This window comes from Roseivivax sp. GX 12232, assembly GCF_021272185.1.
Taxonomy (GTDB): Bacteria; Pseudomonadota; Alphaproteobacteria; order Rhodobacterales; family Rhodobacteraceae; genus Roseivivax.
The window spans coordinates 75,855-101,171 of sequence record NZ_JAJSEC010000007.1; the positions used below are offsets into that span (position 1 = coordinate 75,855).

At 70.0% G+C, this 25,317-nt stretch carries 27 protein-coding genes; 9 read left to right on the forward strand and 18 right to left on the reverse strand.

Features of this window, described 5'->3' with window-relative positions; translation table 11 throughout:
* Window position 1 precedes the first annotated feature (1 nt).
* The 11 genes from pufM to LR948_RS12910 all read right to left on the reverse strand — a co-directional run bounded on the left by pufM (window position 2) and on the right by LR948_RS12910 (window position 9,788).
* Entirely contained in the window at window positions 2–991 is a 990-nt protein-coding gene (gene pufM, locus LR948_RS12860; RefSeq protein ID WP_232754617.1) for a photosynthetic reaction center subunit M, read from the reverse strand.
* A gap of 21 nt (window positions 992–1,012) precedes the next feature.
* Window positions 1,013–1,843: a photosynthetic reaction center subunit L gene (gene pufL, locus LR948_RS12865; RefSeq protein ID WP_232754473.1), complete on the reverse strand. Its 831-nt coding sequence runs from the start codon at window positions 1,841–1,843 to the stop codon at window positions 1,013–1,015.
* A gap of 166 nt (window positions 1,844–2,009) precedes the next feature.
* Window positions 2,010–2,171: a light-harvesting antenna LH1, alpha subunit gene (gene pufA, locus LR948_RS12870; RefSeq protein ID WP_093009160.1), complete on the reverse strand. Its 162-nt coding sequence runs from the start codon at window positions 2,169–2,171 to the stop codon at window positions 2,010–2,012.
* Window positions 2,172–2,184: 13 nt separating this feature from the next.
* The gene (pufB, locus tag LR948_RS12875) at window positions 2,185–2,334 is read right to left on the reverse strand and encodes a light-harvesting antenna LH1, beta subunit (protein WP_072778079.1); all 150 of its coding nucleotides are present in this window, start codon (window positions 2,332–2,334) and stop codon (window positions 2,185–2,187) included.
* A gap of 118 nt (window positions 2,335–2,452) precedes the next feature.
* On the reverse strand, window positions 2,453–2,668 hold the full coding sequence (gene pufQ, locus LR948_RS12880) for a cytochrome PufQ (protein ID WP_232754474.1): 216 nt from the start codon (window positions 2,666–2,668) through the stop codon (window positions 2,453–2,455).
* Entirely contained in the window at window positions 2,665–4,134 is a 1,470-nt protein-coding gene (bchZ, locus tag LR948_RS12885) for a chlorophyllide a reductase subunit Z (RefSeq protein WP_232754476.1), read from the reverse strand. The genes pufQ and bchZ overlap by 4 nt, the downstream gene beginning before the upstream one ends.
* Entirely contained in the window at window positions 4,134–5,645 is a 1,512-nt protein-coding gene (gene bchY, locus LR948_RS12890; protein WP_232754477.1) for a chlorophyllide a reductase subunit Y, read from the reverse strand. The genes bchZ and bchY overlap by 1 nt, the downstream gene beginning before the upstream one ends.
* 67 nt (window positions 5,646–5,712) lie before the next feature.
* Window positions 5,713–6,714, reverse strand: coding sequence for a chlorophyllide a reductase iron protein subunit X (locus LR948_RS12895; protein WP_232754478.1), 1,002 nt, complete (start codon window positions 6,712–6,714; stop codon window positions 5,713–5,715).
* Window positions 6,711–7,652, reverse strand: a complete 942-nt coding sequence (gene bchC / locus LR948_RS12900; protein WP_232754479.1) for a chlorophyll synthesis pathway protein BchC — start codon at window positions 7,650–7,652, stop codon at window positions 6,711–6,713. The genes LR948_RS12895 and bchC overlap by 4 nt, the downstream gene beginning before the upstream one ends.
* Window positions 7,653–7,789: 137 nt before the next feature.
* A complete protein-coding gene (locus LR948_RS12905; protein WP_232754480.1) occupies window positions 7,790–8,914 on the reverse strand; it encodes a methyltransferase in 1,125 nt (374 codons plus the stop codon).
* Between the two features lie 4 nt (window positions 8,915–8,918).
* Window positions 8,919–9,788, reverse strand: a complete 870-nt coding sequence (locus LR948_RS12910; protein WP_232754481.1) for a polyprenyl synthetase family protein — start codon at window positions 9,786–9,788, stop codon at window positions 8,919–8,921.
* Window positions 9,789–9,874: 86 nt separating this feature from the next.
* Here LR948_RS12910 and crtD point away from each other — a divergent pair, with 86 nt between their 5' ends.
* Together crtD and crtC are read left to right on the forward strand one after the other, a co-directional pair.
* Window positions 9,875–11,419, forward strand: a complete 1,545-nt coding sequence (gene crtD / locus LR948_RS12915) for a 1-hydroxycarotenoid 3,4-desaturase CrtD (RefSeq protein WP_232754482.1) — start codon at window positions 9,875–9,877, stop codon at window positions 11,417–11,419.
* Window positions 11,416–12,300 carry a carotenoid 1,2-hydratase gene (gene crtC, locus LR948_RS12920; protein WP_370634962.1) on the forward strand — a complete coding sequence of 295 codons (885 nt, stop codon included), beginning with the start codon at window positions 11,416–11,418 and terminating at the stop codon, window positions 12,298–12,300. The genes crtD and crtC overlap by 4 nt, the downstream gene beginning before the upstream one ends.
* Window positions 12,301–12,322: 22 nt before the next feature.
* Here crtC and LR948_RS12925 read toward each other — a convergent pair whose 3' ends face one another.
* Genes LR948_RS12925 through LR948_RS12935 form a run of 3 tightly spaced genes read right to left on the reverse strand, consistent with a single transcriptional unit; the run spans window position 12,323 to window position 15,393 of the window.
* The gene (locus LR948_RS12925) at window positions 12,323–12,805 is read right to left on the reverse strand and encodes a TspO/MBR family protein (protein ID WP_232754483.1); all 483 of its coding nucleotides are present in this window, start codon (window positions 12,803–12,805) and stop codon (window positions 12,323–12,325) included.
* A gap of 6 nt (window positions 12,806–12,811) precedes the next feature.
* Complete coding sequence (gene crtB, locus LR948_RS12930) at window positions 12,812–13,849, reverse strand: 15-cis-phytoene synthase (protein ID WP_232754484.1); 1,038 nt, start codon at window positions 13,847–13,849, stop codon at window positions 12,812–12,814.
* Window positions 13,846–15,393, reverse strand: a complete 1,548-nt coding sequence (locus LR948_RS12935; protein ID WP_232754485.1) for a phytoene desaturase — start codon at window positions 15,391–15,393, stop codon at window positions 13,846–13,848. The genes crtB and LR948_RS12935 overlap by 4 nt, the downstream gene beginning before the upstream one ends.
* Before the next feature lie 124 nt (window positions 15,394–15,517).
* Here LR948_RS12935 and crtA point away from each other — a divergent pair, with 124 nt between their 5' ends.
* Genes crtA through LR948_RS12960 form a run of 5 tightly spaced genes read left to right on the forward strand, consistent with a single transcriptional unit; the run spans window position 15,518 to window position 21,040 of the window.
* A complete protein-coding gene (crtA, locus tag LR948_RS12940; RefSeq protein ID WP_232754486.1) occupies window positions 15,518–16,237 on the forward strand; it encodes a spheroidene monooxygenase in 720 nt (239 codons plus the stop codon).
* Window positions 16,237–17,241, forward strand: a complete 1,005-nt coding sequence (bchI, locus tag LR948_RS12945) for a magnesium chelatase ATPase subunit I (protein WP_232754487.1) — start codon at window positions 16,237–16,239, stop codon at window positions 17,239–17,241. Before crtA ends, bchI begins: the two co-directional genes overlap by 1 nt.
* Entirely contained in the window at window positions 17,238–18,914 is a 1,677-nt protein-coding gene (locus tag LR948_RS12950) for a magnesium chelatase subunit D (RefSeq protein ID WP_232754488.1), read from the forward strand. Before bchI ends, LR948_RS12950 begins: the two co-directional genes overlap by 4 nt.
* Window positions 18,898–19,773: an alpha/beta fold hydrolase BchO gene (gene bchO / locus LR948_RS12955; RefSeq protein WP_232754489.1), complete on the forward strand. Its 876-nt coding sequence runs from the start codon at window positions 18,898–18,900 to the stop codon at window positions 19,771–19,773. Before LR948_RS12950 ends, bchO begins: the two co-directional genes overlap by 17 nt.
* A gap of 31 nt (window positions 19,774–19,804) precedes the next feature.
* Entirely contained in the window at window positions 19,805–21,040 is a 1,236-nt protein-coding gene (locus LR948_RS12960; RefSeq protein ID WP_232754490.1) for an MFS transporter, read from the forward strand.
* Here LR948_RS12960 and LR948_RS12965 read toward each other — a convergent pair.
* The 3 genes from LR948_RS12965 to LR948_RS12975 are packed head-to-tail and all read right to left on the reverse strand — an operon-like array spanning window position 21,023 to window position 23,321.
* Window positions 21,023–21,616, reverse strand: coding sequence for a Smr/MutS family protein (locus LR948_RS12965; RefSeq protein ID WP_232754491.1), 594 nt, complete (start codon window positions 21,614–21,616; stop codon window positions 21,023–21,025). The two genes, LR948_RS12960 and LR948_RS12965, sit on opposite strands and share 18 nt — an antisense overlap.
* Window positions 21,613–22,623, reverse strand: a complete 1,011-nt coding sequence (locus LR948_RS12970) for a murein transglycosylase A (RefSeq protein ID WP_232754492.1) — start codon at window positions 22,621–22,623, stop codon at window positions 21,613–21,615. Before LR948_RS12970 ends, LR948_RS12965 begins: the two co-directional genes overlap by 4 nt.
* A 38-nt stretch (window positions 22,624–22,661) precedes the next feature.
* Window positions 22,662–23,321 carry a Tim44/TimA family putative adaptor protein gene (locus LR948_RS12975; protein ID WP_232754493.1) on the reverse strand — a complete coding sequence of 220 codons (660 nt, stop codon included), beginning with the start codon at window positions 23,319–23,321 and terminating at the stop codon, window positions 22,662–22,664.
* Between the two features lie 108 nt (window positions 23,322–23,429).
* Between LR948_RS12975 and LR948_RS12980 the strand changes: the two genes are divergently transcribed.
* Window positions 23,430–24,005: an FxsA family protein gene (locus LR948_RS12980; protein ID WP_232754494.1), complete on the forward strand. Its 576-nt coding sequence runs from the start codon at window positions 23,430–23,432 to the stop codon at window positions 24,003–24,005.
* Window positions 24,006–24,070: 65 nt separating this feature from the next.
* Complete coding sequence (gene secB / locus LR948_RS12985) at window positions 24,071–24,595, forward strand: protein-export chaperone SecB (RefSeq protein WP_232754495.1); 525 nt, start codon at window positions 24,071–24,073, stop codon at window positions 24,593–24,595.
* A gap of 31 nt (window positions 24,596–24,626) precedes the next feature.
* Here the strand turns inward: secB and dnaQ are convergent, their stop codons facing one another.
* Window positions 24,627–25,316 carry a DNA polymerase III subunit epsilon gene (gene dnaQ, locus LR948_RS12990; protein WP_232754496.1) on the reverse strand — a complete coding sequence of 230 codons (690 nt, stop codon included), beginning with the start codon at window positions 25,314–25,316 and terminating at the stop codon, window positions 24,627–24,629.
* Between the last annotated feature and the right edge of the window lies 1 nt (window position 25,317).

Sequence of the window (25,317 nt, forward strand, 5' to 3'; positions counted from 1 at the left end):
CTCATTCACCTCCGCCGATGAAGGACTGATAGGTCTGGTCATAGGCCTGGTAGCCGTAGCTGCCGTCATAGGCCGGGGCGAAGTGATGTTCCTGCGCCCAGATGAACCAGTTGTCGACGACGGTGCCGGTCAGAAGGATGCCGATGCCGCCGGTGATCGGGGTCAGCACCGCGAACCACCAGGCCCAGCGATGGATGCCTTCCATCGTGGCGTTGAAGCCCATCGTCCAGCGCCAGAACAGCGCCGCCCGTTCGGTTGCCGTGCCCCGGTCGACGATCTGCTCGAGCTCGCGGTCGCCGCCGTAGCGGGTCACCGCCAGGATCGTGCCCCCGTGCATGGCAAACAGCAGCACCGAGCCATAGAGGAAGACGATCGAGAGACAGTGGAACGGGTTGTAGTAGAGGTTCCCGTAGCGGATCGAGAAGGCCGTGGTCCAATCGAGGTGCGGGAAGATCCCGTAGGGCACCGCTTCTGACCAGGATCCCATCAGGATCGGCCGGAACAGGCCCAAGACCAGGAACAGCCAGATCGCCGAGCCGAAGGCCCAGAAGACGTGTTTGCCCATCTTCTGTTCCTTGGCGAGAAGCCAGGAGCGCGCCCACCAGGACATCACCGAGACGAGCAGGAAGAAGCTCGCGATGATGTACCAGCCGCCGTCATAGAGCGGCGGGATGGTCAGCCCGTATTGCGGGCTCGGCGGTTCCAGCGCCAGCCAGAAGCCCTGCCGGATGAACTCGGGGATCGACCAGTCGACCTGGGCGAGCATGTTGAGCCCGATGATGTTCAGCGCCAGGATCCCGGTGAAGAGTGACACCAAGCCCGTCCAGCCCAGGTAGATCGGGCCGATCTGGGCGTTGCCCAGGAAGCCCGCCAGGGTCGAGAAGAAGGGCTTGCCGGCGCGCTCCTCCATCATCTTGCCGTTGTCGTTCATCCCCCATTCCGGGGTGCCTTGCACCTGGACCTGGGTAAAGATGTTCTGATTTTCGATCATTGTCATGGCTGCGATCTCCCCTCAGAGCTGGCCCCAGATCGGCAGCTCGAGCCACCAGTTCCACCATTCCGGCCAGCCCTTGGTCCAAACCGGGCCGGAGATGATGATGCAGATCGCGGACCAGAAGCCCGCGTTGATGGCGAGCAGGAAGCCCAGGCGGTGAATGCCGAGCGTGCCCACCGAATATCCGATGAAGTCGCGGAAGAAGGTGTCCTCGTGGTCGGGCGTCTTCATGATCTCGCCCTTCTCGGGGTTCGCCGCCGAGAGGATCAGCCCGCCGTGAAGCGCCAGCGCCAGCGTGGTGGTGAAGAACAGCGTCACCGCCAGCATGTGGGCCGGGTTGTAGTGGAAATGCAGGTAGGCGTAGCCGGTGTTCGAGACCCAATCGAGGTGGCTGAAGATCCCGTAGGGAAAGCCGTGTCCCCAGGCGCCCATCAGGAGCGGCCGGAAGACCACCAGGGTCACGTAAGCGAAGATCGCGAAGGAGAAGGCGAAGGGCACGTGGTAGCCGATGCCGAGCTTGCGGCAGATCTCGACCTCGCGCAGCGCCCAGGACGAGAAGGCCCCGATCGCGCAGATGGTGATGATCTGCCAGAGCCCGCCTTCCATCAGCGGTGCGGCGCCCAGACCGTAGGACAGATCCGGCGGCGCGATATTGATGAGCCAGGGGTTGAAGGTGCCCTGGTGCGCGGCGCCCCAGAGGATCAGGATCGTCCCCAGAAGCGCGAAGAAGGCGGTCGTGACGCCGAAGAAGCCCACGTAGAAAGGGCCCACCCAGAAGTCGAACAGATCGCCGCCGATCAGCGTCCCTCCACGGACGCGATACTTCTTTTCGAAGCTGAGCATTGCCATCGTCTTGGTCTCCGCTAATGGCGGCACCCACCGCTTCGCCGGGGCGTATGCCGTCGATACCGTATCGGGATTGCCGTGGGCGGGCGTCCGGGTCTCCGGTTCCCGCCCACGGCCTTGTCATGGTCACCTGTCAGCAGGCCCGCCAGCCGGCGAACCCGGGGTGGCGTCACTCGGAAGCGCCAGCCGCGGCCGCAGTTTCGAACCAGTTGATGCCGTTCGAGAGAACGACGAGATGGATCATCGCTGCGAGCAGGAAGAGGAAGACACCCTGGGCCACGAAGACGCGGCGGGGGTCAAAGATGAGCCAGATCTTGTAGAACTTCGCCATGCTTCAGCCCTCCTCAGAACCACGGACGCCAGATGAAGGTGGCCAAGTGAGCCACCACTGCGACCGCCGAGAACAGCCAGAGGCCGCTCATGTAGACGGAGTGCAGTTCCTGCGCCTGCTCGTCGGTGAGACCTGTGAAGGACAGGTCGGTGTTATCAGCCATTAACTTTCCTCCGGAACGTTACGCTGACGCCGTGACACCCTCACGGCCGGGTTCCCTCGGGGTTGCCCCCTCGGGCCTGTCCGCCCCGAGCGAGGCGGTCAGTGACGTCTCCCGGCCGTCAGGCCGAGAAGATGAGCGGGGTGATCCGGTCGGCTTCCGCCCAGGCCCGGGCCAGCGGCCCGTGCAGGTTGAGCGTCTGCTTCTGGAACACCTCGAGCAGCCAGAAGACCGTGGCGAAGGGGATCGCCAGCACGAAGATCAGGCTGAAATAGAGAAGAAACTCCGTCCCGCGCTTCGAGCGCGCCTTGGGCGGGGTCGAGCTTATGTCGGTCATCGGTCCGTTCCTTTCAGTGAGGGTTCGAGGGCGCGGACCGTCTCGCGGACGACCCGGTCGGCCCCCTGGCGGAGCGCTTCGGCCTCTGCGGCGTCGCGCAACGTCTTGGCGGCGGAAATGCGGGTGAGCACCGGATGGCTGGCGACGATCCGGTCAAGCTCGGCCTGGGCGTCGGGATCCCAGGGGAAATCACGGCGGAGCGGCGTCGGCGTCGCCTCGCCCGCATCCATGGCCGCGCCGAGCGGCAGGATGTGGAAGAGCGCGTCGAAAAGCCCGTTGCAGATCTCCTGCAGAAGGTAGGCGGCGCCGCCGTAGCCCATGAAGGGCGTGCCGGTATGCCGCCGGATCGCCGCGCCGGGAAAGCTCGCCGGGATGAAGGCCGGCTGCGGCCCGTGGCCGGCGGAGAGCTCGGCGAGATACATCTTCTCGTTGATCGAGCCCATGACCACCACGGGCCGCTGGCGCGCCAGCTCCGCGCGCACCGCGTCGTTGTCGGTCTTGGCCCCGGCCTTGCGCTCCACCGCGAGGGCGCAGGGCAGGCCCAGCTCGTCCTCGAGGTAGCGGCGGATGCCGCGGGTATAGGTCTCGTTGGCGACCACGGCGAAATTCGCGGTGGCGAAGAAATCCTGCGTGACCGAGCGCCAGAGGTCCCAGACCGGCTTCAGCGTGGAGTGCTTCTCGCGCTCGATGAAGGGCTCGGGGTCGAGATCCAGGATTTCGCCCAGTTTGCGCAGGAACAGGGTCGAAGATTCCATCCCGATCGGCGCCTGCAGGTAGGGTTTGCCCAGGCATTCCGCGAGGCCGCGGCCGAACTCGCGATACATGACGATATTGGCGTCGGCATTCACCAGGCCCCGCATCTCGGCGAGATGCGCGCCGAGCGGCATGACCATGTTCACCTCGGCGCCGATGCCCTCGACCATGCGGCGGATCTCGGCGAGGTCCGAGGGCATGTTGAAGGTGCCATACATCGGCCCGAGGATGTTGACCCGGGGCTTGGCGCCCTCCTCGCGGGCCTTTTCGGGCGGCATCCGGCCCTTGGTCATGCCGAACTCGGTGAAGAGCCAGGTCATCGCCCGGTCGGCGGCCTGCCATTGGTCCTCGTCGATGGTGCGCGGCAGGAACCGCTGGATCGAGGTGCCTTGCGGCGTCACCCCGCCGCCGATCATCTCGGCGATGGAGCCGGTGACGACTACCGCGGGCAGCGCCGGATCGAGCGTCTCCCAGGCGCGGCGCATCGCGCCCTCGGTGCCGTCGCGGCCCAGTTCCTCTTCGCCGAGGCCGGTGACCACGATGGGCAGCTCGTGCGGCGGCAGCGCGTCGGTGTAATGCAGCACGCTGGTCACGGGCAGGTTCTCGCAGCCCACCGGGCCGTCGATGACCACCTGCAATCCCTTGACCGCGCAGAAGGCATAGACCGCCCCCCAGTAGCCCCCGGCCCGGTCGTGATCCTGGATCAAGGCCATCAGATCATCTCCTGGGCCGCGCGGGCGCGGGCGGCCTTGTCGAGTTTCTTCTGGTGCTGGCGGCGGAAGTCGGGCCGCAGGTTCGGCGCGCCTTCCCAGACGCCCGCGGTGTCATCCGCGCCGACGCCTTCGAAGAAGGCGCGCATCCGGTCCATCCGGCCCTTGCCGGCCATGGCGGCATTGACCACCTCGGCGAGCGAGCCGGCCCCGGCCGCGCCCATCAGCGGACGCGCAGAGATGAGGTTGGTGTAATAGAGCCCCGGCACGCCCAGCTCCTTCGCCTTCTGCACCACCGGGGTCGTGCCGATGGCGAGGTCGGGCTGGAACTCCTGCATCGCGGCCACGTCATCCTCGAGCGAGGCGCGGTAGCGCACCCGGCAGCCGCGCGCCTCGAGCCAGGCGGCGTCCTCGGCGGAAAAGCGGGTCTTCGGGCAGGCGGTGCCGACGTAAGGAAGATCCGCGCCGCTTTCGATCAGCAGGCGGGCGACCAGCAACTCGCTGCCCTCGTAGCCCGAGAGCGTGATCCGGCCCGCGATCGGGGCTGCGGCAAGGGCCTCGGCGATGCGCGGCAGGGCGGCCTCCTTGGCCTCGGCGATGCGCGCGGGGTCGATGCCGAAGCTCTCGCCCACGGCCTCGAGCCAGGCGGCGGTGCCCTCGTATCCGACCGGGGCAGACCCGATCACCGGGCGGCCGGCGGCCACGAATTCGCGCACGGCGGCGGTGTAGAAGGGATGAATGGCCGCCACGCCGCCGCAGTCGAGCGCGGAATACAGCTCGCGCCATTCGCGGCAGGGCACCACGGGGCCGGCGGCTATGCCGAGCGGCGCCAGAAGCGCACCGATGGTCATCGGGTCGGCGGGAAACATCTCGCCCAGAAGGGTCAGCGTCGGCCGGTCGGTCACCCGCGCCTCGGGCGCCGGAACCGGCCCGGCGGCCACTTCCTCGCGGGCATAGGCCAGCATGGCCCCGGCCAGCACGTCCTTGGCCTCGGCGTGGGTCGGGATGCCGAAGCCCGGCACATCGATGCCGACGATGCGCACGCCGTTGATCTCTTTCGGCAGGAGCCGCAGCGGCACCCCCGAGGCGGTGGGCACGCAGAGGTTGGTCACCACGATGGCGTCGAACTTGTCCGGGTCGGCCATCTCGTGAACCGAGTCGCGGATGTCCTCGAAAAGCTTGCCGGTCACCAGCGTCTCCGAGGAGAAGGGCACATAGCCGACCGAGCGCCGCGCGCCGTAGAAATGCGACACGAAGGTCAGCCCGTAGACACAGCAGGCCGAACCCGAAAGCACCGTGGCCACCCGCTTCATCCGCAGCCCGACGCGCAGGCTGCCGAAGGCCGGGCACATGCTTTGCGGCTTGTCGTGCGGGCCCTTGGGGTAGTCCTCGGCGTAGCGGTCGAGCACGTCCGAGGCGCCCGCTTCGCGCGCGGCGCGCTCCAGCTCGTCGCCGGAATGGCAGCCCTGTCCCTCGATCGGTCGGTCGTCTGTGTCAGGTGTCGTCCGGGTCACGATGGTCCCTGTGTCTGGCTCGGGTCACTCTGGACGGGCGGGGGGTGTGGCCCCCGCGCCGCCCGGTTCAGGCGTCGTCGTAGATCACTTCGAGGCTTTCCTTCGGCGCGGCGTGTTTGCCGCGCATGTCGGCGTCGGTCGCCGGTTCCAGCACCACGTCGGCGCCGGTCTCGCTGCCGTCGAAGAGCCCCAGGAGCCCGTCCTGGTCGAGCGGCGTCGGCCGCACCGGCGGCGCGTCCGAGACCGCCTCGGCGAGCCCGGCGAAGAGCGAGCCCCAGTGCGAGGCCGAGGTGCCGACGATCTGGTAATTGGCGGATTTCTTGCGCAGGTCGTCGTCCTGCGGGATCGCGGCCAGGACCGGGATGCCGGCGGCCTCGGCGAAGGCCTGCGCCTCGCCCGATCCGTCGTCCTTGTTCACCACGAGGCCCGCGACACCGACATTGCCGCCGAGCTTGCGGAAATATTCCACCGCCGAGCAGACGTTGTTGGCAACATAAAGCGACTGCAGGTCGTTGGAGCCGACCAGGATCACCTTCTGCGCCATGTCGCGGGCGATCGGCAGGCCGAAGCCGCCGCAGACCACGTCGCCCAGGAAATCGAGCAGAACGTAGTCGAAGTCCCAGTCGTGGAAGCCCAGCTTCTCCAGAAGCTCGAAGCCGTGGATGATGCCGCGTCCGCCGCAGCCGCGGCCGACTTCCGGGCCGCCCAGCTCCATCGCGAAGACGCCACCCGACTTGAAGCAGACATCGCCGATCGCGACCTCTTCGCCCGCGAGCTTCTTCTTGGTCGAGGTCTCGATGATCGTCGGGCAGGCCTTGCCGCCGAACAAGAGCGAGGTGGTGTCCGACTTCGGATCGCAGCCGATCAGCAGCACGCGCTTGCCCTGTTCGGCCATCATGTGGCTGAGGTTGGCCAGCGTGAACGACTTGCCAATGCCGCCCTTGCCGTAGATCGCGATGATCTGCGTCTTGCTTGTCGGCTCGTCGGTGACGATGTCGGCCAGATCCTCGCTGGCCTCGTCGCGCAGGCGCTTGTCGAAGTCCTTGAGGTTCGGAACGTCATCCTTCATGCGGCGTCCTTCCAGTCGATGATCATTTTCAGGCAGGCCGGGTCGGTGAAAGCGGTCTCATAGGCCGCGGTCACGTCGCGCCGGGAACTGCGGTGGGTGACGAGACCGTCGAGCGACAGCGCCCCGGTCTCGATCAGACCGCGGGTCGCGGTGAGGTCGTCATGGCTCCATTCGGCGGCCACGCGCAGGCGGGCCTCCTTCATGAAGGCGGGCGGGAAGGCGAAGCTCAGCGGCTGGGCGTAGAAACCCGCCAGCACGATCTCTCCGCCCCGGGCGAGCCGCCCGATCAGGTCGTTCAGAAGCGCACCCTGGCCGGAGGCGTCGTAGATGCTGGCGTAGTCGCGGCGCGGGTCGTCCTCGGGGCGCATCACGGCGTAGTCGGTGCCGCCCGCCATGCGTTCGGGCGCGATTTCCCAGACCGTGGGGGCCGCGCCGCCCGCGGCGATGGTCAGCCGCGCGAGCAGCCGGCCAAGGACGCCATGGCCCACGATCAGCTCGGGCAGGGTCGCGGTATAGCCCGCCAGCGCGTGGCGCGCGGTGGCCGCCAGCGCCAGAAGCGCGCCGGCCTCGCCGCTGCCCGCATCGATCCGGGTCACGCGGTCGGCGCGGGTGATGAGCGTCTCCGCCGCCCCGCCGAAAAGCCCATGCGCGCCCTCGAAACAGGCCGCGCCGGGCACGAAGACATGATCGCCGGGTTTGTAACCGCTGTCGCGGCCCGCCTCGACGACCTCGCCCGCGGCCTCGTAGCCGGGGACCAGCGGGTAGCCCATGCCCGGGAAGGGCGGCATCTCGCCGGTGTAGAAAAGCTTTTCGGTGCCGGTGGAAATGCCCGAACGGGCGATGGCGACGGTGATGTCCCGGGGGCCGGGCGCCGTCAGGGGCAGCGAGGCAAGGGCCAGCTGTCCTGGGCTTTCTAGCACGACCGCATCGGCAAACATGTCGCGTCCTCCCGGTTACCTCCGAACGGGGACTTCGCAACCAAGGCCCCGCGTCCGTCTGTCAGACGACTCTGACTGGGTGTCTGTCAGAGTAGACATACAGTCATATGTGTCAACTGTAATAGACAGTTTCCCCGTCAGACCCCGGTTTTCACGGCTGTGACGACCTGGGTGACGAAGGGTCTGCGGGCCCGGGGCATGCGAATCCGGGAAAAGCCGGTCTCGGAGAGAATCGCCCCGATCTCTTCTGGGGCGCGAACCCGGCCGGTGCGCATGGCGAGCGTGTAGAAGGCGAAATAGACGTCGCCGTGCGGATCGGGCCGGGCGCCGCCTGACATCGGCTCCGAGATGATCAGCCGCCCGCCGGGCGGCAGCGCCTCGAAGACCTTGGCCAGGAGCGCGCGCACCGTCGCCGTCTCGTGGTCGTAGAGCACCCGGACAAGCGAGATCGCGTCGCAGCCCGCCGGCAGCGGGTCGTCGCGGAAGGAGCCGCCCGCGAAGGTCAGCCCGGGGCTTTCGGGCGCGCTGGCGACCACCTCGGGCAGGTCGAAGACCGTCACCGGAAGGCCGGGATGCCGGGCCCGGACCGCGCGGGCAAAGACGCCGTGACCGCCGCCGATGTCGAGAAGGTGCCGCACCCCGCGCAGGGAGGTCGCGGCCAGCGTATCCTCGGCGACCAGCGCCTGGCTGCCGCTCATCAGGTCGGAATACTGCCGGACCACGGCCTCCTGCCCGCCGGCGCCACCGAAGACATAGGGCCAGACCTCGGCGAGCTCGGTCTCGGTCTCACCGCGCAGAAGCGCCACGGGGTCCGCCATGTCGCGATAGAAGGCGCCGTGGTGGCGAATCATCGCCTCGAGCCCCGGCACGCCGAGCAGCGCGGCCCCCCGCAGCGAGATCCGGTAGCGCCCGTCGCGCATGCGGATCAGCAGCTCCAGCGCCGCCCCGGCCTGTAGCAGCAGCGCCACGCGCTCCTCGGGCAGATCGAGCGGGACGGTCAGCGCCTCGGCGGAGACCGGCGCCTCGAGCGCGCGATGCAAAACCCGCAGCTCGATCAGCGCCAGAAGCGTCTGGCTGGCGACAAAGCCCTGAACCAGATCGAAAATCTCGGCGCCTTCGCGGCGCACATGGGGGCGGATGAAGGGCAGTCTTGCCGCCCAGCGCTGGAACCCGGGCTGCGCCACGAGCCGCGCCAGACGTGTCAGGATGCCGGGCCGGGTGCCCCTGCCGCGCGGGCCCGGCTCCTCGGCGGCGAGGCTCATCGGGTCAGACCCGGACGGGCGTCAGGCCGGGGGTCAGCCGCTCCGCCTGCTTGCGCACCATGCCCGCCAGCGCCGCCTCTCCGGGGCACGACGGAATCGAGGCGATGGCCCCCGACAGGATGTCGGTCAGCCGCGCCACGGCGCCCTCGACGCCCAGTTCGTGCACCGCGTTCGGGCGGTCGTGCAGCACGTCCTGCTGCACCGGTTTGCCCAGGCTGTCGGCGCTGCCGAGCGTGTCGCGCAGGTCGTCGGCCACCTGGAAAGCCTCGCCGATGCGGGCGCCCAGTTCGAACCAGGGTTCGGGCTCCTGCCCGGCGGCAATGGCGCCCATCTGGGTCGCCGCGATAAACAGCGCGCCGGTCTTCGACAGGTGATAGGCGGAGAGGTCGATCTGCGCCTCGCTTTCCCAGCCCTGGCCGGCGCAGATGCCATGCGGCATGCCGGTGCGGCGGGCCAGCGTCAGCAAGAGCGGCGCCAGCCGCTCGGGCGCCTCGGGCGCCATGCGGGCCAGCGTCTCGAAGGCCATGATGATCAGCGAATCCCCGGTCAGCACGGCGATCGGCTGAGAATAGGCGCGGTGCACCGAGGGCTTGCCCCGGCGCGTGTCGGCATCGTCGAAACAGGGCAGATCGTCGTGCACGAGGCTGGCGCAATGGATCAGCTCCAGCGCGGCGGCGGCGGCATCGGTGGCCCCGGGCCGGTCGTCGCCGCAGGCCATGGCCACGGAGACCAGGATCGTCGGCCGGATGCGCGCGCCGCCGGGCGTGCAGGCGTAAAGCAGGGCCTCGGAGAGCTGCCGGGGCGCGGCCTGGCCGCCCTGCCCCGCGGTGATCGCGCGTCGGATCGCGGTGTCGATGCGCTGGTGGATATCCATGCGGTCCTCCCGATCCGTCGATCACGATTGACACTATAGTGTAAACCACACTGGACAGGTTGCCCCCGCGAGTCAACAATCAGACTATGTCCGCCGCAGCTCCCCATCTGGCCAGCCCCGGCGCCGGGACGATCGTGGTGATCGGCGGCGGCATCGGCGGGCTTGCCGCGGCGCTGCCGCTCGCCGCCGCCGGGTGCCCGGTCGTGCTGCTGGAGCGGCAGGCGGTCCCGGGCGGCAAGATGCGCCAGGTGGAAGGCGTCGACGCGGGGCCGACGGTGCTGACCCTGCGCTGGGTCTTCGAGGCGCTTTTCGCCAGCGCCGGCGCGGCGCTCGAGGACCATGTGACCCTGCACCGACAGGAGATTCTCGCCCGGCACTTCTGGCGCGACGGCGCGCGGCTCGACCTGCACGCCGACCCCGAAGACAGCGCCCAGGCGGTGCGCGCCTTCGCCGGGGCCAAGGGCGAGGCTGAATTCCGCGCCTTCTCGGCCCGGGCCAAGCGGCTTTTCGAGGCCTTCCGCGAGCCGATGATGCTGACCGCCGAGCCGGACCCGCTGGCGCTGACCCGCGCGGTCCTGGCCGAGCCGCGGCTGATCCCCGACCTCATGCCCTGGCGCAGCCTCGACGGGCTCTTGCGGCAAAGCTTCTCCGACCCCCGGCTGCGCCAGCTCTTCGGGCGCTACGCCACCTATGTCGGCGGCGATCCCGCCCGCATCCCCGCGCTTTACGCGCTGATCTGGGAGGCCGAGGCCGCCGGGGTCTGGGCGGTGGAGGGCGGGCTTTCCGCGCTCGCCCGCGCGCTGGCCGATCTTTTCGTCGCGCACGGCGGCGAGATCCGCCACGAGACCGAGGCGGTCGAGATCCTGGGCTATTCCGACGGCGTGCGCGGCGTGCGGACCTGCCGCGACGAGGTGATCTCGGCCGATCATATCCTTTTCAACGGCGACCCCAGGGCGCTCTCGACCGGGCGGCTCGGGCCGCTGGCGGCGCGCGCCCTGCCCCGGATCGCGACAAAACCCCGGGCGCTCTCGGCCCATGTCTGGGCCTTCCAGGCCGCGGCCCATGGCCCCGAGCTGTCCCATCACAACGTGTTCTTCCGCGACGACCCCGCGCCCGAGTTCAAGGCGCTGGCCCAGGGCCAAAGCGCGCCCGACCCCACCTTGTATGTATGTGCCGAGGACCGGGGCTTGCCCGGCGGAAGCCCCGGCCCGGAACGGTTCGAGATCATCCTGAACGCGTCACCCCTCGCGCGGACAGCATCAACCGACGAGGATTTTGACAGATGTCTGACCCGGACCTTCGCCCCCCTGCGGGACTTCGGCCTACGTTTCGACCCGGAACCGGGGCCGCGCGCCCTGACCAGCCCGGCCATGTTCGATCAGCTCTTTCCCGCGAGCGCCGGTTCGCTTTACGGGCAGAGCCCGCATGGCCTCCTGTCGGCCTTGACCCGCCCGCGCGCGCGCACGCGACTGAAGGGACTATATCTCTGCGGGGGCGGGGTGCATCCGGGCCCCGGGGTGCCGATGGCGGCGCTTTCCGGGAGGCACGCGGCCGCGGCGATCTTGATGGACCGTGTTTCGCCGTCGCCGTCCCGCCGAATGGCTATGCCTGGTGGTATATCGACGGCATAAGCGCCTCGGGCGACCGGGCGATTTCGATCATCGCCTTCATCGGTTCGGTCTTCTCGCCCTGGTACCGCTGGTCCGGGCGGCGCGATCCCGAAAACCACGTCTGCATGAATGTCGCGACCTACGGGCGCGGCGGGCGCTTCACCATGACCGACCGGGGCCGCGCGGCGCTGCGCCAGGAGGGCCAGCGGATCACCATCGGCCCCTCCTCGCTGAGCTGGAACGGCAAGACGCTCGTCGCCGAGATCGACGAGATGGCCGCGCCGCCGCAGTTCGGCCGGGTGCGCGGGCTGATCCGGCTGACGCCCAGCGCGATCACCTCCTGCGAGCTGCCGCTGACGCCGGACGGCGCGCATATCTGGCGGCCCTTCGCGCCGGTCGCCCGGATCGAGGTCGATATGGAGGCCCCCGGCTGGCAATGGGAGGGCCATGGCTATTTCGACGCCAACTTCGGGACCCGCGCGCTCGAGGAGGATTTCAGCTACTGGACCTGGGGCCGCTATCCGACCCGCTCCGGGGCCACCTGTTTCTACGACGCCACCCGGCACGACGGCACCGAGATCACCCAGGCCGCGCATTTCGACCGCGCGGGCCAGGTGCATCCCATCGAGGCGCCGCCCCGCGCCCGGGTCGCGCCCTCGCGCTGGCGGGTGAAACGCGAGACGCGCGGCGATGCCGGGGCCCGGCCGCACCAGGTGATGAGCCTTCTGGACGCGCCCTTCTACAGCCGGGCGATGCTGCGCACTTCGCTGGACGGGGAACCCGCCGTGGGCGTGCATGAGGCGCTGGATCTCCGGCGCTTCGCGAGCCCCTGGCTGAAGCCGATGATCGCGCTTCGGGTGCCGAGGCGGCGGCGCTGGGAGTTCGACGACACCGAAGGTTGAAAGGCCCCCGGACGCGGCGCCCTCAGCGCGGCGCCTCGGGCGGATTGGCGGCGGTCTCGGGGTTCAGCCGCCAGACCGCGCCGTTGAGCGCCCCCGCGATGGTGACCCAGAGCAGGTAAGGCAGGAACAGCAGCGCCGCGATCCAGTCGACCGGCCAGAAGACCACGATGGAGCCCGCGACCGACAGCCAGAGAAGCGTCAGCACCAGCATGCCCGCGCGGATGTATTTCAGCCCGAAGAACACCGGCGTCCAAAGCGCGTTGAGCGCGATCTGCAGCGCCCAGAAGGCCATGGCGAAGCCGTTGTCGGGCGCCAGCGCCAGCCGCGCGCCGGCCACCGCCATGAAGACGTAAAGCGTCGTCCAGACCACCGGGAAGGCCCAGTCGGGCGGGGTCCAGCCGGGCTTTTTCAGCGCGCGATACCAGGGCCCCGGCGGAAAGACCGCGCCGGTGGTGCCAGCGGCCAGACAGGCCGCGAGGAACAGCAGGAAGAGCATCCAGAACATCGAGGATCAGTTAGAGCGCGCCTGTCCCGCGATCAAGGCCGCCCGCTCGGCTCGGTCCCGCGCGGCGAGATCGGAGAGCGTGGCGAAAAGCTGGTCGGACCGGCTCCAGACCGGGTCGCGCCGGGCGGCGGCCTCGACCAGGAAGCGCGTCTCGGCGAGCGGCCGGGCGTATAACACCGCCGAGCGCGGCAGGAGCAGGCTCACCCCGGTCCGCGCCGCCGAGAGCCCGAGCCAGCCCAGCTTCTGCGCCTTCGAGGTCCGGGCCCGCCGGGTCACGCTGTCGTGCCCCGCGCGCGCGACAGATGTGCCGATGCCCGCGTAGATGTGGCGCGCCGCGAAGATGCCCGCGCGGCAGTCGACGGGCAGCGCCCGCACGCCGGCCTCGGCGCGCTGATAGAGCCGTTCGGCCTCGGCCAGGAGCCGCGCGACGATGGCGCGGATCTGCGGGTCGGGGCGCGGGTCGGCCAGGAAGGCCTCGGGCGGGCAGCCCGCCTCGCTCAGCCAGTCGGTGGGCAGGTAGATCCGCCCCGCCACCGCATCCTCGCCCACGTCGCGGGCAATATTGGTGAGCTGCATCGCGACGCCCAGGTCGGCGGCGCGGGCCAGCGCATGGGGATCGCGGACGCGCATCAGCACGCACATCATCACGCCCACCGTGGCCGCGACCCGGGCGGAATAGTCCCGCAGCTCCGACAGCGTCGCGTAGCGCCGCCCGGTGGCGTCCCAGGCCAGCCCTTCCAGCAGCGCCTCGGGCACCACGCGCGGCATGTCGAAGCTCTCGACCACGCCCGCGAAGGCCCGGTCTGGCGCGGCCTGCATGGGCCGGCCCGCGTAGACCAGGTCAAGCCGGTCGCGCAGGCGCAACACGGCCTCGGCCTTTTCCTCGCCCAGGTCGACCGCATCGTCGGCCAGCCGGCAGAAGGCATAAAGCGCCAGCGCCGGATCGCGGACCCGCGCGGGCAGAAGCTTCGAAGCCGCGTGGAAGGACAGCGACCCATGCCGGATCGCGGCGCGGCAGGCGGCGAGGTCGTCGTCGCGCATCATGGCGTCACCCCCTCGGGATGCGGCACCAGCTGGTCGAGCACCTCGGCGGAGGAGATCACCCCCGGCAGTCCCGCGCCGGGATGGGTGCCCGCGCCCGCGAGATAAAGGCCCCCGGCCTCTTCGCTGATGTTGTGCGGGCGGAACCAGGCGCTTTGCAGGATGCGCGGCTCGATCGAGAAGCCGGTGCCGAAAGGCGCGTGGTAGCGGCTTTCGAAGTCGAGCGGCGTGAAGACCTCCTCGGGGCCGAGATGCCGCGACAAGCCGGGCAGCAGGTGTTCCTCCAGGACCGAGAGCATCTTCTTGCGGTAGACCTCGGCCTCGGTCCGCCAGTCGACGGGATTGTCGTGACCCAGGTGCGGCACCGGCGAGAGCACGTAGAAGGTGTCGTCGCCTTCGGGCGCGGCGCTGGGGTCGGTGACGCTGGGCCGGTGCAGATAGAGCGCCATGTCCTCGGCCAGACGGCCCTTGCGGAAGATGTCCTCGACGAGGCCCTGGTAGCGCGGGCCGTTCAGGATCGTGTGGTGGCCCACGTCGCGCCACATCCCGCGCGTGCCCTTGGTGCCGAAATACCAGACGTAGAGCCCCATGGACCAACGCGCGCGGGTGAGCTTGCCGTCGGTCCAGCGCCTGCGCTTGTGGTTGCGCAGCAGGTGCCGGTAGGTGAGCCCCGGATCGGCGTTGGAGACCACCAGCTCGGCGGGCAGCTCGGTGCCGTCCGAGAGCCGCACGCCCCGGGCGCGGTTACCGGCCACGAGGATCTCGTCGGCCTCGCTGCGCATCAGCACCTGCCCGCCCTGCTGGGTCACGATCTGCGCCATGACCCGGGCGATCTCGGCTACGCCGCCCATGGCGTAATGCACGCCGAACGCCTTCTCGAGGTGGCTGACGAGGATATACATCGAGGTGACCTTGAAGGGGTCGCCGCCGATGAAGAGCGGATGGAAGGACAGCGCCATGCGCAGCCGCGGGTCGCGCACCCGCCGCGCGGCATGGGCATGCACCGAGCGGTCGGCGCGCATCCGCGCGAAGGTCGGCAGCACCGCCAGAAGGTCGCGGAACCGGTGCATCGGGCGGCGGCCCAGGTCCTCGAAGCCGAAGCGGTAGCGCGCCTCGCTGTCCTTCAGGAACTTGCGGTAGCCCGCCACGTCGCCCGGCGAGAGGCGGCGCACCTCCTCGATCATGCGGTCGGTGTCGCCGCAGGCGGTGAAGCGCGCGCCGTCGGGCCAGCGGATCTCGTAGAAGGGATCGAGCGCGCGCAGGTCGATGTCCGTGTCGAAGTCGCGGCCCGTGGCGGCCCAGAGGTCGCGGAAGACCTGCGGCACGGTGACGATCGTGGGGCCCAGGTCGAAGCGGTGGCCCTCCTTCCAGATCGCCGAGCCGCGCCCGCCGGGCACGTCGAGCCGGTCGACCACGGTGACCCGGTATCCCTTGGCCCCGAGCCGCATGGCCGAGGCCAGCCCGCCGAGGCCCGCCCCGATGACCACCGCGCGCGGACCGCGCCCCGCGTCGGGGGCCAGCGTCAGCTCGGGGTCGATCCGGGTCATGCCTGCCCTCCCCTCATGTCAACTTGTTCTGACAATCTGCGCATCGTCCCACGCCCGCCTTCGCCCAGAGCTTTCAATGTGGTCGCATATGTGTAAGGCTAACCTGACAGTCATGGATTGCGCAATGCAGAGTGTGAGCCTTTCTCTTTTCCGCTTCGACGGGGCCGCGGCGCGGCTCTGGGCGCTGGCGATGATGGGTGGCGCGCGCCCGATGATGCGCAAGGTGCCCGGCCTGGGGTTCTGGAAGCTCTGCGGTTCGGGCACCGGAGAGGGCTTCACCCCGCTGCCGAACACCGCCGTCTACGCCATCCTCGGGGTCTTCGATTCGCCCCGCGCGGCGCAGGAGGCGACGCTGGGCGCCCGCCCCTGGACCCGCTTCCGCGCCCACGCCGCCGAGGATTGGACCGTCTATCTGACCCCGATCTCGAGCCGCGGCGCCTGGTCCGGCAGTACGCCCTTCACCGAGGTGGCCGACCCCGGCGAGGGCCCGCTGGCCGCGCTGACCCGCGCGACGCTGAAACCCGGGATCGCCGCGCGCTTCTGGCGCCGGGTGCCGGACATCAGCCGGATGATCGGCGCCGACCCCAATGTCCTGTTCAAGATCGGCATCGGCGAGGTGCCGCTTCTGCACCAGGTCACCTTCTCGGTCTGGCCCGATGCCGATGCCATGTCCGAATTCGCCCGCCGCTCGGGCCCGCACGCCGAGGCCATCGCCGCGGTGCGCCGGGGCCAGTGGTTCCGCGAAGAGCTTTACGCCCGGTTCCGCGTCGCGGGGGAAACCGGCAGCTGGGAAGGCCGCAGCCCGCGCCTTCCGCAATCCACCGCGCCTCTGGAGGCCCGCTGATGAAACATGTCTTCCCCTTCTCCGCCATCGTCGGCCAGGAGCAGATGAAACAGGCGATGATCCTGACCGCGGTCGATCCCGGGATCGGCGGCGTGCTGGTCTTCGGCGACCGGGGCACCGGCAAAAGCACCGCGGTGCGGGCGCTGGCCGCGCTGCTGCCGCCGATCCGCGCGGTGATGGGCAGCGCCACCAATGCCGAGAGCCTTGAGGATGTCGCCGACTGGGACCGCATGGCGGGCCAGGAGATCACCGAGCGCCCGACGCCGGTCGTCGACCTGCCGCTGGGCGCGACCGAGGACCGGGTGGTCGGCGCGCTCGACATCGAGCGGGCGATCACCCATGGCGAAAAGGCCTTCGAGCCGGGGCTCCTGGCGCGGGCCAACCGGGGATACCTGTACATCGACGAGGTGAACCTTCTAGAGGACCACATCGTCGACCTGCTGCTCGACGTGGCGCAATCGGGCGAGAACCTGATCGAACGCGAGGGCCTCTCGGTCCGCCATGACGCGCGCTTCGTGCTGGTGGGCTCGGGCAACCCCGAAGAGGGCGAGCTGCGCCCGCAGCTGCTGGACCGCTTCGGCCTCTCGGTCGAAGTGCGCTCGCCCAGCGACATCGAGGAGCGGATCGAGGTGATTCGCCGCCGCGCCGCCTATGAGGCCAATCCCGCCGCCTTCACCGAGAAATGGCAGGAGGCCGACGCCGAGATCCGCGCGGCCATCCTCGCGGGGCGCGCGGCCCTTCCCGGCGTCGAGGCGGGCGCCGCCGCGCTGCGCGACTGCGCGGAGCTTTGCCTGGCGCTGGGCTCGGACGGGCTCCGCGGCGAGCTGACGCTCCTGCGGACCGCGCGGGCGCAGGCCGCCTTCGAGGGCGCCTCGGAAGTCACCCGCGCGCATCTGCGCGGCGTCGCCCCCATGGCGCTGTCGCACCGGCTGCGCCGCGATCCGCTGGACGAGGCGGGCTCTTCGGCGCGGGTCATGCGGCTTCTGGACGACGTTCTGGCATGAAACAGGACCGGACGGAGACCTGGGTCGCGGGCCACCTGGCCCTGACCCTGCTCGCCGTCGATCCGCGCGGGCTGGGCGGGATGCATCTGCGCGCGCGGGCCTCCCCGGTGCGGCGCGCCTTCCTTGATCTCGCGCCCGAGGCGCTGCAGCCTTTTCTGCGGCTGCCGCCGACGCTCGACGAGGCGGCGCTTTTCGGCGGGGTGGATATCGCGCAAAGCCTGGCCGCAGGACGGATCGTGCTGCAACAGGGTCTGTTATCACGCCCCGGCACCCGCTGCCTGACCATGGCCGAACGGCTGCCGCGCGGCCGCGCGGCGCAGCTCGCGCAGGTGCTGGACGCGGGCAGCGACGAGGCCGTGCTGCTGCTCGACGAAGGCATCGAGGACGAGGCCGCCCCCGAGGCGCTGACCGACCGGCTGGCCTTCCGGGTGGACCTCGACGGGGTGCGCGCGCTGGATATCGCGGAGCTGGCGCTGGCCCCCGACGAGATCGCGGCCGCCCGCGCGCGGCTTTCGGATGTGGACTGCCCCGACGACGCACTCGTGGCGCTGGCGGTGACCGCCGCCCGCGCGGGTGTCGCCTCGCTGCGCGCGCCGCTTCTGGCGCTCTACGCCGCACGGGCACATGCGGCTCTGAACAGGCGGAATCGGCTCGAAAACGAGGATCTCACCACGGCGGTGGCGCTGGTCCTCGCCCCGCGTGCGACCGAGCTTCCTGAAGAGGACGAGAGCGCCGAGCCACCCCCCGAGGAACAGCCGCCGGACGACGACAGCCCGCCGCCCGAGGACAGCGGCGACCCCATGGCCCTGCCCGAGGACATGCTGATCGAAGCCATGCGCGCCGCCCTGCCCGAAGGCGCGCTTCAGGCGCTCCAGGCCCGCAACACGGCAAAAACCGCGCGCGGCACCGGCGCGGGCGCGCGCAAGCGCGGCAACCGGCGCGGGCGGCCCCTGCCCTCGCAGCCCGGACGGCCCAGCAGCGACACCCGCCTCGACCTGATCGCCACGCTGCGCGCCGCCGCCCCCTGGCAGAAGTCGCGCCGCGCCGCGGAGCCCGGACGCAGCGGCCTGATCCTGCGGCGCGAGGATTTCCGCGTGAAGGTCTACGAGGAACGCTCCGACCGGCTGGTGATCTTCCTGGTCGATGCCTCGGGCTCCGCCGCCATGGCCCGGCTGGCCGAGGCCAAGGGCGCGGTCGAACGGCTTTTGGGCGACGCCTATGCCAGCCGCGACCACGTTGCGCTGGTGGCCTTCCGCGGCGCGGGCGCACAGCTTCTGCTGCCGCCGACCCGGTCGCTGGTGCAGGCCAAGCGCGCGCTGGGCGGGCTGCCGGGCGGTGGCGGCACGCCGCTCGCCGCCGGTCTGACCGCCGCCGCCGATCTGGCCGAAAGCGGACGCGCCCAGGGCATGACCCCGGCGCTTGCGCTTCTGACCGACGGGCGGGCGAATATCGGCTTTGCGGGCCCCGGCCGCGCCGAGGCCGAGGCCGATGCCACCCGCGTCGCGGCGCGCATCGCCCGGCTGGGCCTGCCGGGGCTGGTCCTCGACACCAACACCCGGCCGAAGTCGGCGCTCTCCGATCTCGCGCGGCGCATGGGCGCGGCTTATCTACCGCTGCCGCGCGCCGATGCCGGGGCGATCTCGCGCTCGGTGGCAGATGCACTTGGCGGCTGAGGCCCCTGCCCCGGCGCTGCACGGCGATTGGCCCCATGCGGCGCAATCGCGCTTTGCCCGCGTGCGCCCGCATCACTGGCACATCCAGGAGATGGGCCAGGGCCCGGAGATCCTGTTCCTGCACGGCGCAGGCGGCGCCACCCACAGTTGGCGCGGCGTGCTGCCCGCGCTGGAGGCGTTCCGTGGCGTGGCCGTCGACCTGCCGGGACACGGGTTCACCAAGCTCGGCGCGCGGCAGCGGTCCTCGCTCGAATGCATCGCGCAGGACCTGGCCGCGCTCTGCGCCTCGGAGGGCTGGGACATCAAGGGCATCGTCGGCCATTCCGCCGGCGGGGCCATCGCGCTGAGGCTCTCGGGGCTCTTGCCCGGCAGCCCGCCGGTCCTGGCGATCAACCCCGCGCTGCAGCCCTTCCACGGGGTCGCGGGCGTGGTCTTTCCCATGGCGGCGCGGGCCATCGCCACCCTGCCCTTCGCGGTCGACCTGATCCGCCGGACATTGGTGGCCCCGGACCGCGCGGCGCAGCTTCTCGCGGGCACCGGCTCACGGCTCGATCCCGAGGGCGTGGCGCTTTACGCCCGGCTCCTGCGCCAGCGCGCGCATGTCGAAGGCGCGCTTCTGATGATGGCGCAATGGTCGCTCGAAGGGCTCATGGCGGATCTGCCCAAGCTCGGGACCAAGGCGCTGTTTCTTGTGGGCGACGGCGACCGCACGGTGCCCCCGGTGACCGCGCTCGAGGCCGCCCGGCAGATGCCCGCCGCCGAGGTCGAGAGCCTCGGTCCGCTGGGCCATCTGGCCCATGAAGAGGCGCCCGCAGAGGTCGCTCGCCGGATCGAGACCTTCTTCGCGCTTCACGCTTGAAGCCCCCGGACAATCGGCGCACACCTGCCGCATGGCCCTGATCCAATTCCTGCGCGGCAACGCGCCCTGGCTCGCCGCCGGCGCGATGCTGACTTTCCTGTCGAGCTTCGGCCAGACCTTCTTCATCTCGATCTTCGCGGGCGAGATCCGCGAGGCCTTCGACCTGAGCCACGCCCGCTGGGGCGCGATCTACGCCGGCGGCACCACCGCCTCGGCGCTGGTCATGGTCTGGGCCGGCGGGCTGACCGACCGCTTCCGCAGCCGCATCCTGGGCACCGGCGTCCTCTGCGCGCTGGCCATGGCCTGCCTGTTCATGGCGGTGAACACCGCCGCGGCCCTTCTGCCGCTGGCGATCTTCGCGCTGCGCTTCGCGGGGCAAGGCATGATGAGCCATATCGCGCTTTCGGCCATGTCGCGCTGGTTCGTGGCGACCCGCGGCAGGGCCCTGAGCGTCGCGAGCCTCGGGGTGACGCTGGGCAACGCGGTGCTGCCGGTGATCTTCGTCTGGCTCATGGCGACGACCGATTGGCGGCTGCTCTGGGTGCTGGCGGCGGGCGTGGCGCTGCTGGGCGTGCCGGCGCTGCTTCTGTTCTTGCGCCGCGAGCGGACGCCGCAGTCTTTCGCCGAGGAAAGCGCCGGGGCCTTCGGCATGGGCGGGCGGCACTGGACCCGGCTCGAGGCGCTGCGCCACCCACTGTTCTGGCTGATGGTGCCCGCGCTCATGGGGCCGCCGGCCTGGGGCACGGCCTTCTTCTTCCAGCAGGTGCATTACGCCGAGGCCAACGGCTGGCCGCTGATCGCCGTGGTCTCCTGGATGCCGGTCTTCACCGTGGTCACCGTCGCGGCCATGCTGGCCTCGGGCTGGGCCATCGACCGTTTCGGCGTGGCGCGGACCTTCCCGCTGGTGCAGCTGCCCGCGGTCGCGGCCTTCCTGGTCTTCGCCGTGGCGCCCAGCCCGCTGTTTGTCGGGCTGGGGCTCTTGTTCTTCGGGCTGACCCAGGGCGCCCAGGCAACCCAGCCGCCGGCCTTCTGGGCGGAGTTCTACGGCACCCGCCACATCGGGGCGATCAAGGCGCTGGGCGCGGCGGTCATGGTCTTCGGCACGGCGCTGGGGCCCGGGGTCACCGGGCTGCTGATCGACCTCGGCATCGGAATCGGCGCGCAATACGCCGGCATGGCGGTCTATTTCCTGGGGGCGACGGCGCTCATGGCGCTGGGGCTCGCGCGCTTTCGCGACAGCGTGCCGCGCTCAGCGCAGCCGGCGTAGATAGACGTAATAGGCCCCGCCGCCGCCATGGCGGATATGCGCCTCGGAGATCTGCAGCACCGCCGCGCCCAGAGGCGCCATGCGCAGCCATTGCGGCACCTGGGATTTCAGCACGCCCCGGCGGCGCGGCGCGGGGTCATAGGGATCCTCGCGCTGGCCCTTGCCGGTGATCACCAGCACCAGCCGCAGCCCGCGCGCCTGCGAGGACAGGATGAAGCGCACCAGCGCGGGATGCGCGCGGTCGAGCGTCATGCCATGCAGGTCGATGCGGCCCTCGGGCTTGAGCTTGCCGCGCTTCATCCGGGTGAAGGCCTTGCTGTCCATGGCGACCGGGTCGCGCGCCAGCCGCCCGGCGGTGGTCTCGGGGCGGCTGTAGCCCTTGGGCCGGGTCGCGGCGGCTTCGCCCAGGGAAAACCGCGGCAGGGGCGCGGCGCCCGGCGCGCGCGGCGGCGGCTCCTTCGGCGCCGGCGTCGAGGGCGCGCGGGCGGGTTTCTCGGATTTGCTGAGCTTGCGGGTCGAGCGGGCGACCTCGGCCCATAGCTCGAGCTCTTCGGGCCGGACCTTGCGTCGGCTCATAGGGTCGGATCCGGCAGGAGCGCATAGGCCCGCTGGATCGGAAAGAGCACTACCATGCGGCCCGGATCGCGCAGCGAACCCGCCCAGTCGCCGGCCTCGGCGCCGGTGCCGACGAAGATATCGGCGCGCTGCGCGCCCTTGATCGCCGAACCGGTGTCCTGGGCGACCATGAGCCGGCGCAGGCTGTCGCGGCCGTCCTTCTCGATCCAGACCGGCGCGCCGAGCGGGGTGTAATCGGGATCGACCGCGATCGAGCGCATCGGCGTGATCGAGCGGTTCATCGCGCCAAGCGGGCCTTTCTCGGCGGGAACCTCGCTCACCTCGCGGAAGAAGACGTAAGAGGGGTTGTGGAACAGAAGCTCGCGCCCCTCGACCGGGTTGTCGCGCACCCAGGACTTGATCCGGTCGGCGGAGACCTCGTGCTCGGTAAAGGTGCCGCGGCGGATCAGCTCCAGCCCGATCGAGCGGTAGTCATGGCCGTTGGAGCCGCCGTAACCCACGCGCAAGACGTCGCCATCGGGCAGGCGGATGCGGCCAGAACCTTGAATTTGCAGGAAGAACAGCTCGACCGGGTCGTCGACCCAGGCGATCTCGAGGCCGCGGTCCTGCATGGTATCACCCTCGAGGATGTCGCGGCGCGAGAGCCAGGGGCCCTTGGCGCTGCGGGCCTCGGGCGGCAGGGCATAGACCGGGTAGCGGTAGCGGGCGTCCGGGCTGCGGGCGCCGTCGAGCTCGGGTTCGAAATAGCCGGTGAAGAGCGCCTCGTCGGAGCCATGGGTGATCCGCACCGGGCGGAAGAACAGCTCGAAGAAGGCGCGGGGGTCGGGGTCGTCTGCGGCGGCGCGGCAGAGCGCGCGCCAATCGGGATCGTCGAGGTCCCGGCAGGTCTCGTTGAAGGCGGAGAGGGCGGCGGCATGGTCATCCTCCGCCCATCCGTCCAGATCGGCGAAGGAGAGGATCTCGTATCGCGGGCCGTCGCTGTCGGCCGTGCCGGTTCCGGGTGCCATGCCCAACCCCGCCAGTAGTATCGCCGCCAGCCTCCGGATCATTCGCCCGTGGCGATGAGCTGCCAGTTCGGATCGTCGCTGCCCATCCGGCGGGCATAGGTCCAGACATCGCGCTGGCGCTTGATCTTCGTCGGGCTGCCCTCGACCAGCGTGCCTTCCTGGTCGTAGACCGCAAAGGTCAGCTCGCCGATGTAGCGCACGGTGAGCTCGGCCTCGCCGGTCTCCTTGTCGAAGGTGGCCTCTTCGAGGACCGTCTCGCGGACGCCGACGAACTCGGCCTCGACGGTGAGGCCCTGCTGCTCGCGGTGGGCGATGCCCTCGGCGAAGCTTTCGTAGACATCGGGCGAGAGGAAGGGTTTCAGGTCCTCGACCTTGCCTTTCTCGTAGCCCATCAGGATCATCTCGTAGGCGCCGCGCGCGCCGCCGAGGAACTCGCCGACGGAAAAGCCCGGCTCGATGCGCTTCATCTCGGCCAGGGCCTCGGCGCTTTCGGAGCCTTCCTCGACGTGGTCGACGATGTCGGGATCGGGTCCGCCCTCGATCACCTCGAAATCCCGGCGGTCGGCCTGGGGCGCGGATTGCCGCTCATTGCGGGGACGTTCGAAACCCTCGCGGGTGCCTAGGACGTTCTTCAACCGCAGGATCAGGAAAATGGCGATCCCGGCCAGGACGAGAAGCTGAAGGATGGGCGAATTCATGGGACCTCGCGGATGAGCCTGTAGAACCGTTCAAGTTCCGTTCCTATGTAGGCAGGGACCGGTCGTGAGTCCACCAATGGAAGGGTGGGACGAAGAAAGGATATTGTGATGTGGCTGCTCCTCGCATTCATCGGCGTTCCGCTGATCGAGATCGCGCTGTTCATCCAGGTCGGCGGCCTGATCGGCCTTTGGCCGACGCTGGCGGTGGTCGTGGTGACCGCGGTGATCGGCACCTACCTGGTGCGATCGCAGGGCGCGATGGCGCTTTCCGAGCTGCGCGGCTCCTTCAGCGAGCTGCGTGATCCGACCGAACCGCTGGCGCATGGGGCGATGATCCTGTTGGCCGGCGCGCTCTTGCTGACGCCGGGGTTCTTCACCGACGCGGTGGGTTTCGCGCTGCTGACGCCGCCGTTCCGGCGCGCGGCGCTGGCCTATGCGAAGAAACACGTGAAGGTGCAGCGCTTCGACATGGGTGGCGCGGCGCGGCATCCAGGGCAGGGGCCGCGGCCCGGTCCGGGTGCCAGTCCGCACCCGGGCGCAGGCGCGGGTCCGCGTCCGGGCCATCCCGGCGCAGGCGCGGGCGGGCATCGTCCGGGCGAGGATGTGATCGACGGCGAATACACCGAGATCGACCCCGCCAAGCGGCCCACCCATCCCGGTACGTCAGGCTGGACTAAACATTGAGCCCGCGGCGCGCTCTTGCTACCGGTGTGCGAGATTTTTGATCCATCACCGATAGGATTTACCCGATGAGCGACACTTCGACCAACCAGGGCAGCGGCAACGGCGCTGCCGAACAGCCCCCCGCGCAGCCCAAGCTGAACGTGCTGGCCCAATACATCCGCGACATGTCCTTCGAGAACGTGCTCGCGCAGAAGGGCGCCACGGGCGAGACGCAGCCGGACGTGCAGGTGCAGGTCAACCTCGACGCGCGCAAGCGCCAGACCGAGAACCAGTACGAAGTGGTGATGAAGCTCACCGTGACCAACAAGTCGAAGTCGAGCGGCGACACGCTCTTCCTGATGGAGCTGGATTACGCTGGCATCTTTCAGGTCGAGAACGTGCCGCAGGACCAGCTGCATCCCTTCCTGCTGATCGAATGCCCGCGCATGCTCTTCCCCTTTGCGCGGCGGATCGTGTCGGATGTGACCCGCGACGGGGGCTTCCCGCCGCTGAACCTCGAGACCATCGACTTCGTCTCGCTCTACCGCGCGGAACTGCAGCGGCGCCAGCAGGCGCAGGCGGCGCAATCCGAGCAGAGCGGCCAGGCCTGATCGGCGCTTTTGGGGGCCGGGGAACCGGCCCTCAGAGCTTGCGCCAGAGCGCATCCTCGCCAAGCGCATCGACAAAGGCGGCATGGGCCGCCTTTTCGTCGTCGCTCAGCCGCGAGGGCAGGGGCTCGGGGCGGCGATGCGGCCGCCAGTCGGCCTCGGCAGCCAAGGCGGCGGCGCTGCCCTGGCCCGCACTCAGCCCGAAATCGGGCTGTTTGCCCCCGATCAGCTCGAGATAGACCTCGGCCAGGATCTCGCTGTCGAGCAGCGCGCCGTGCAGCGTGCGCGAGGAATTGTCGATCGAGAACCGCCGGCAGAGCGCGTCCAGCGAGGCCGGGCTGCCGGGAAACTTCCGCCGCGCGATCTCGAGCGTGTCGATGGCCTGCGACCAGGGCAGGGCGGGGCGTTTCACCCAGCCCAGCTCGGCGTTGATGAACTTCATGTCGAAGGCGGCGTTGTGGATCACCATCTTGGCGTCGCCCACGAAGGCCACGAAATCGTCGACGATCTTGGCGAAAACCGGCTTGTCGCGCAGGAAGTCATCGCCCAGCCCGTGCACCTGGAAGGCCTCGTTCGGCATCGCGCGTTCGGGGTTGATATACTGGTGATAGGTGCGCCCCGTCGGCACGTGGTTCCAAAGCTCGACCGCGCCGATCTCGACGATGCGGTCGCCGCCCTGCGGATCGAAGCCGGTGGTTTCGGTGTCGAGGACGATTTCGCGCATG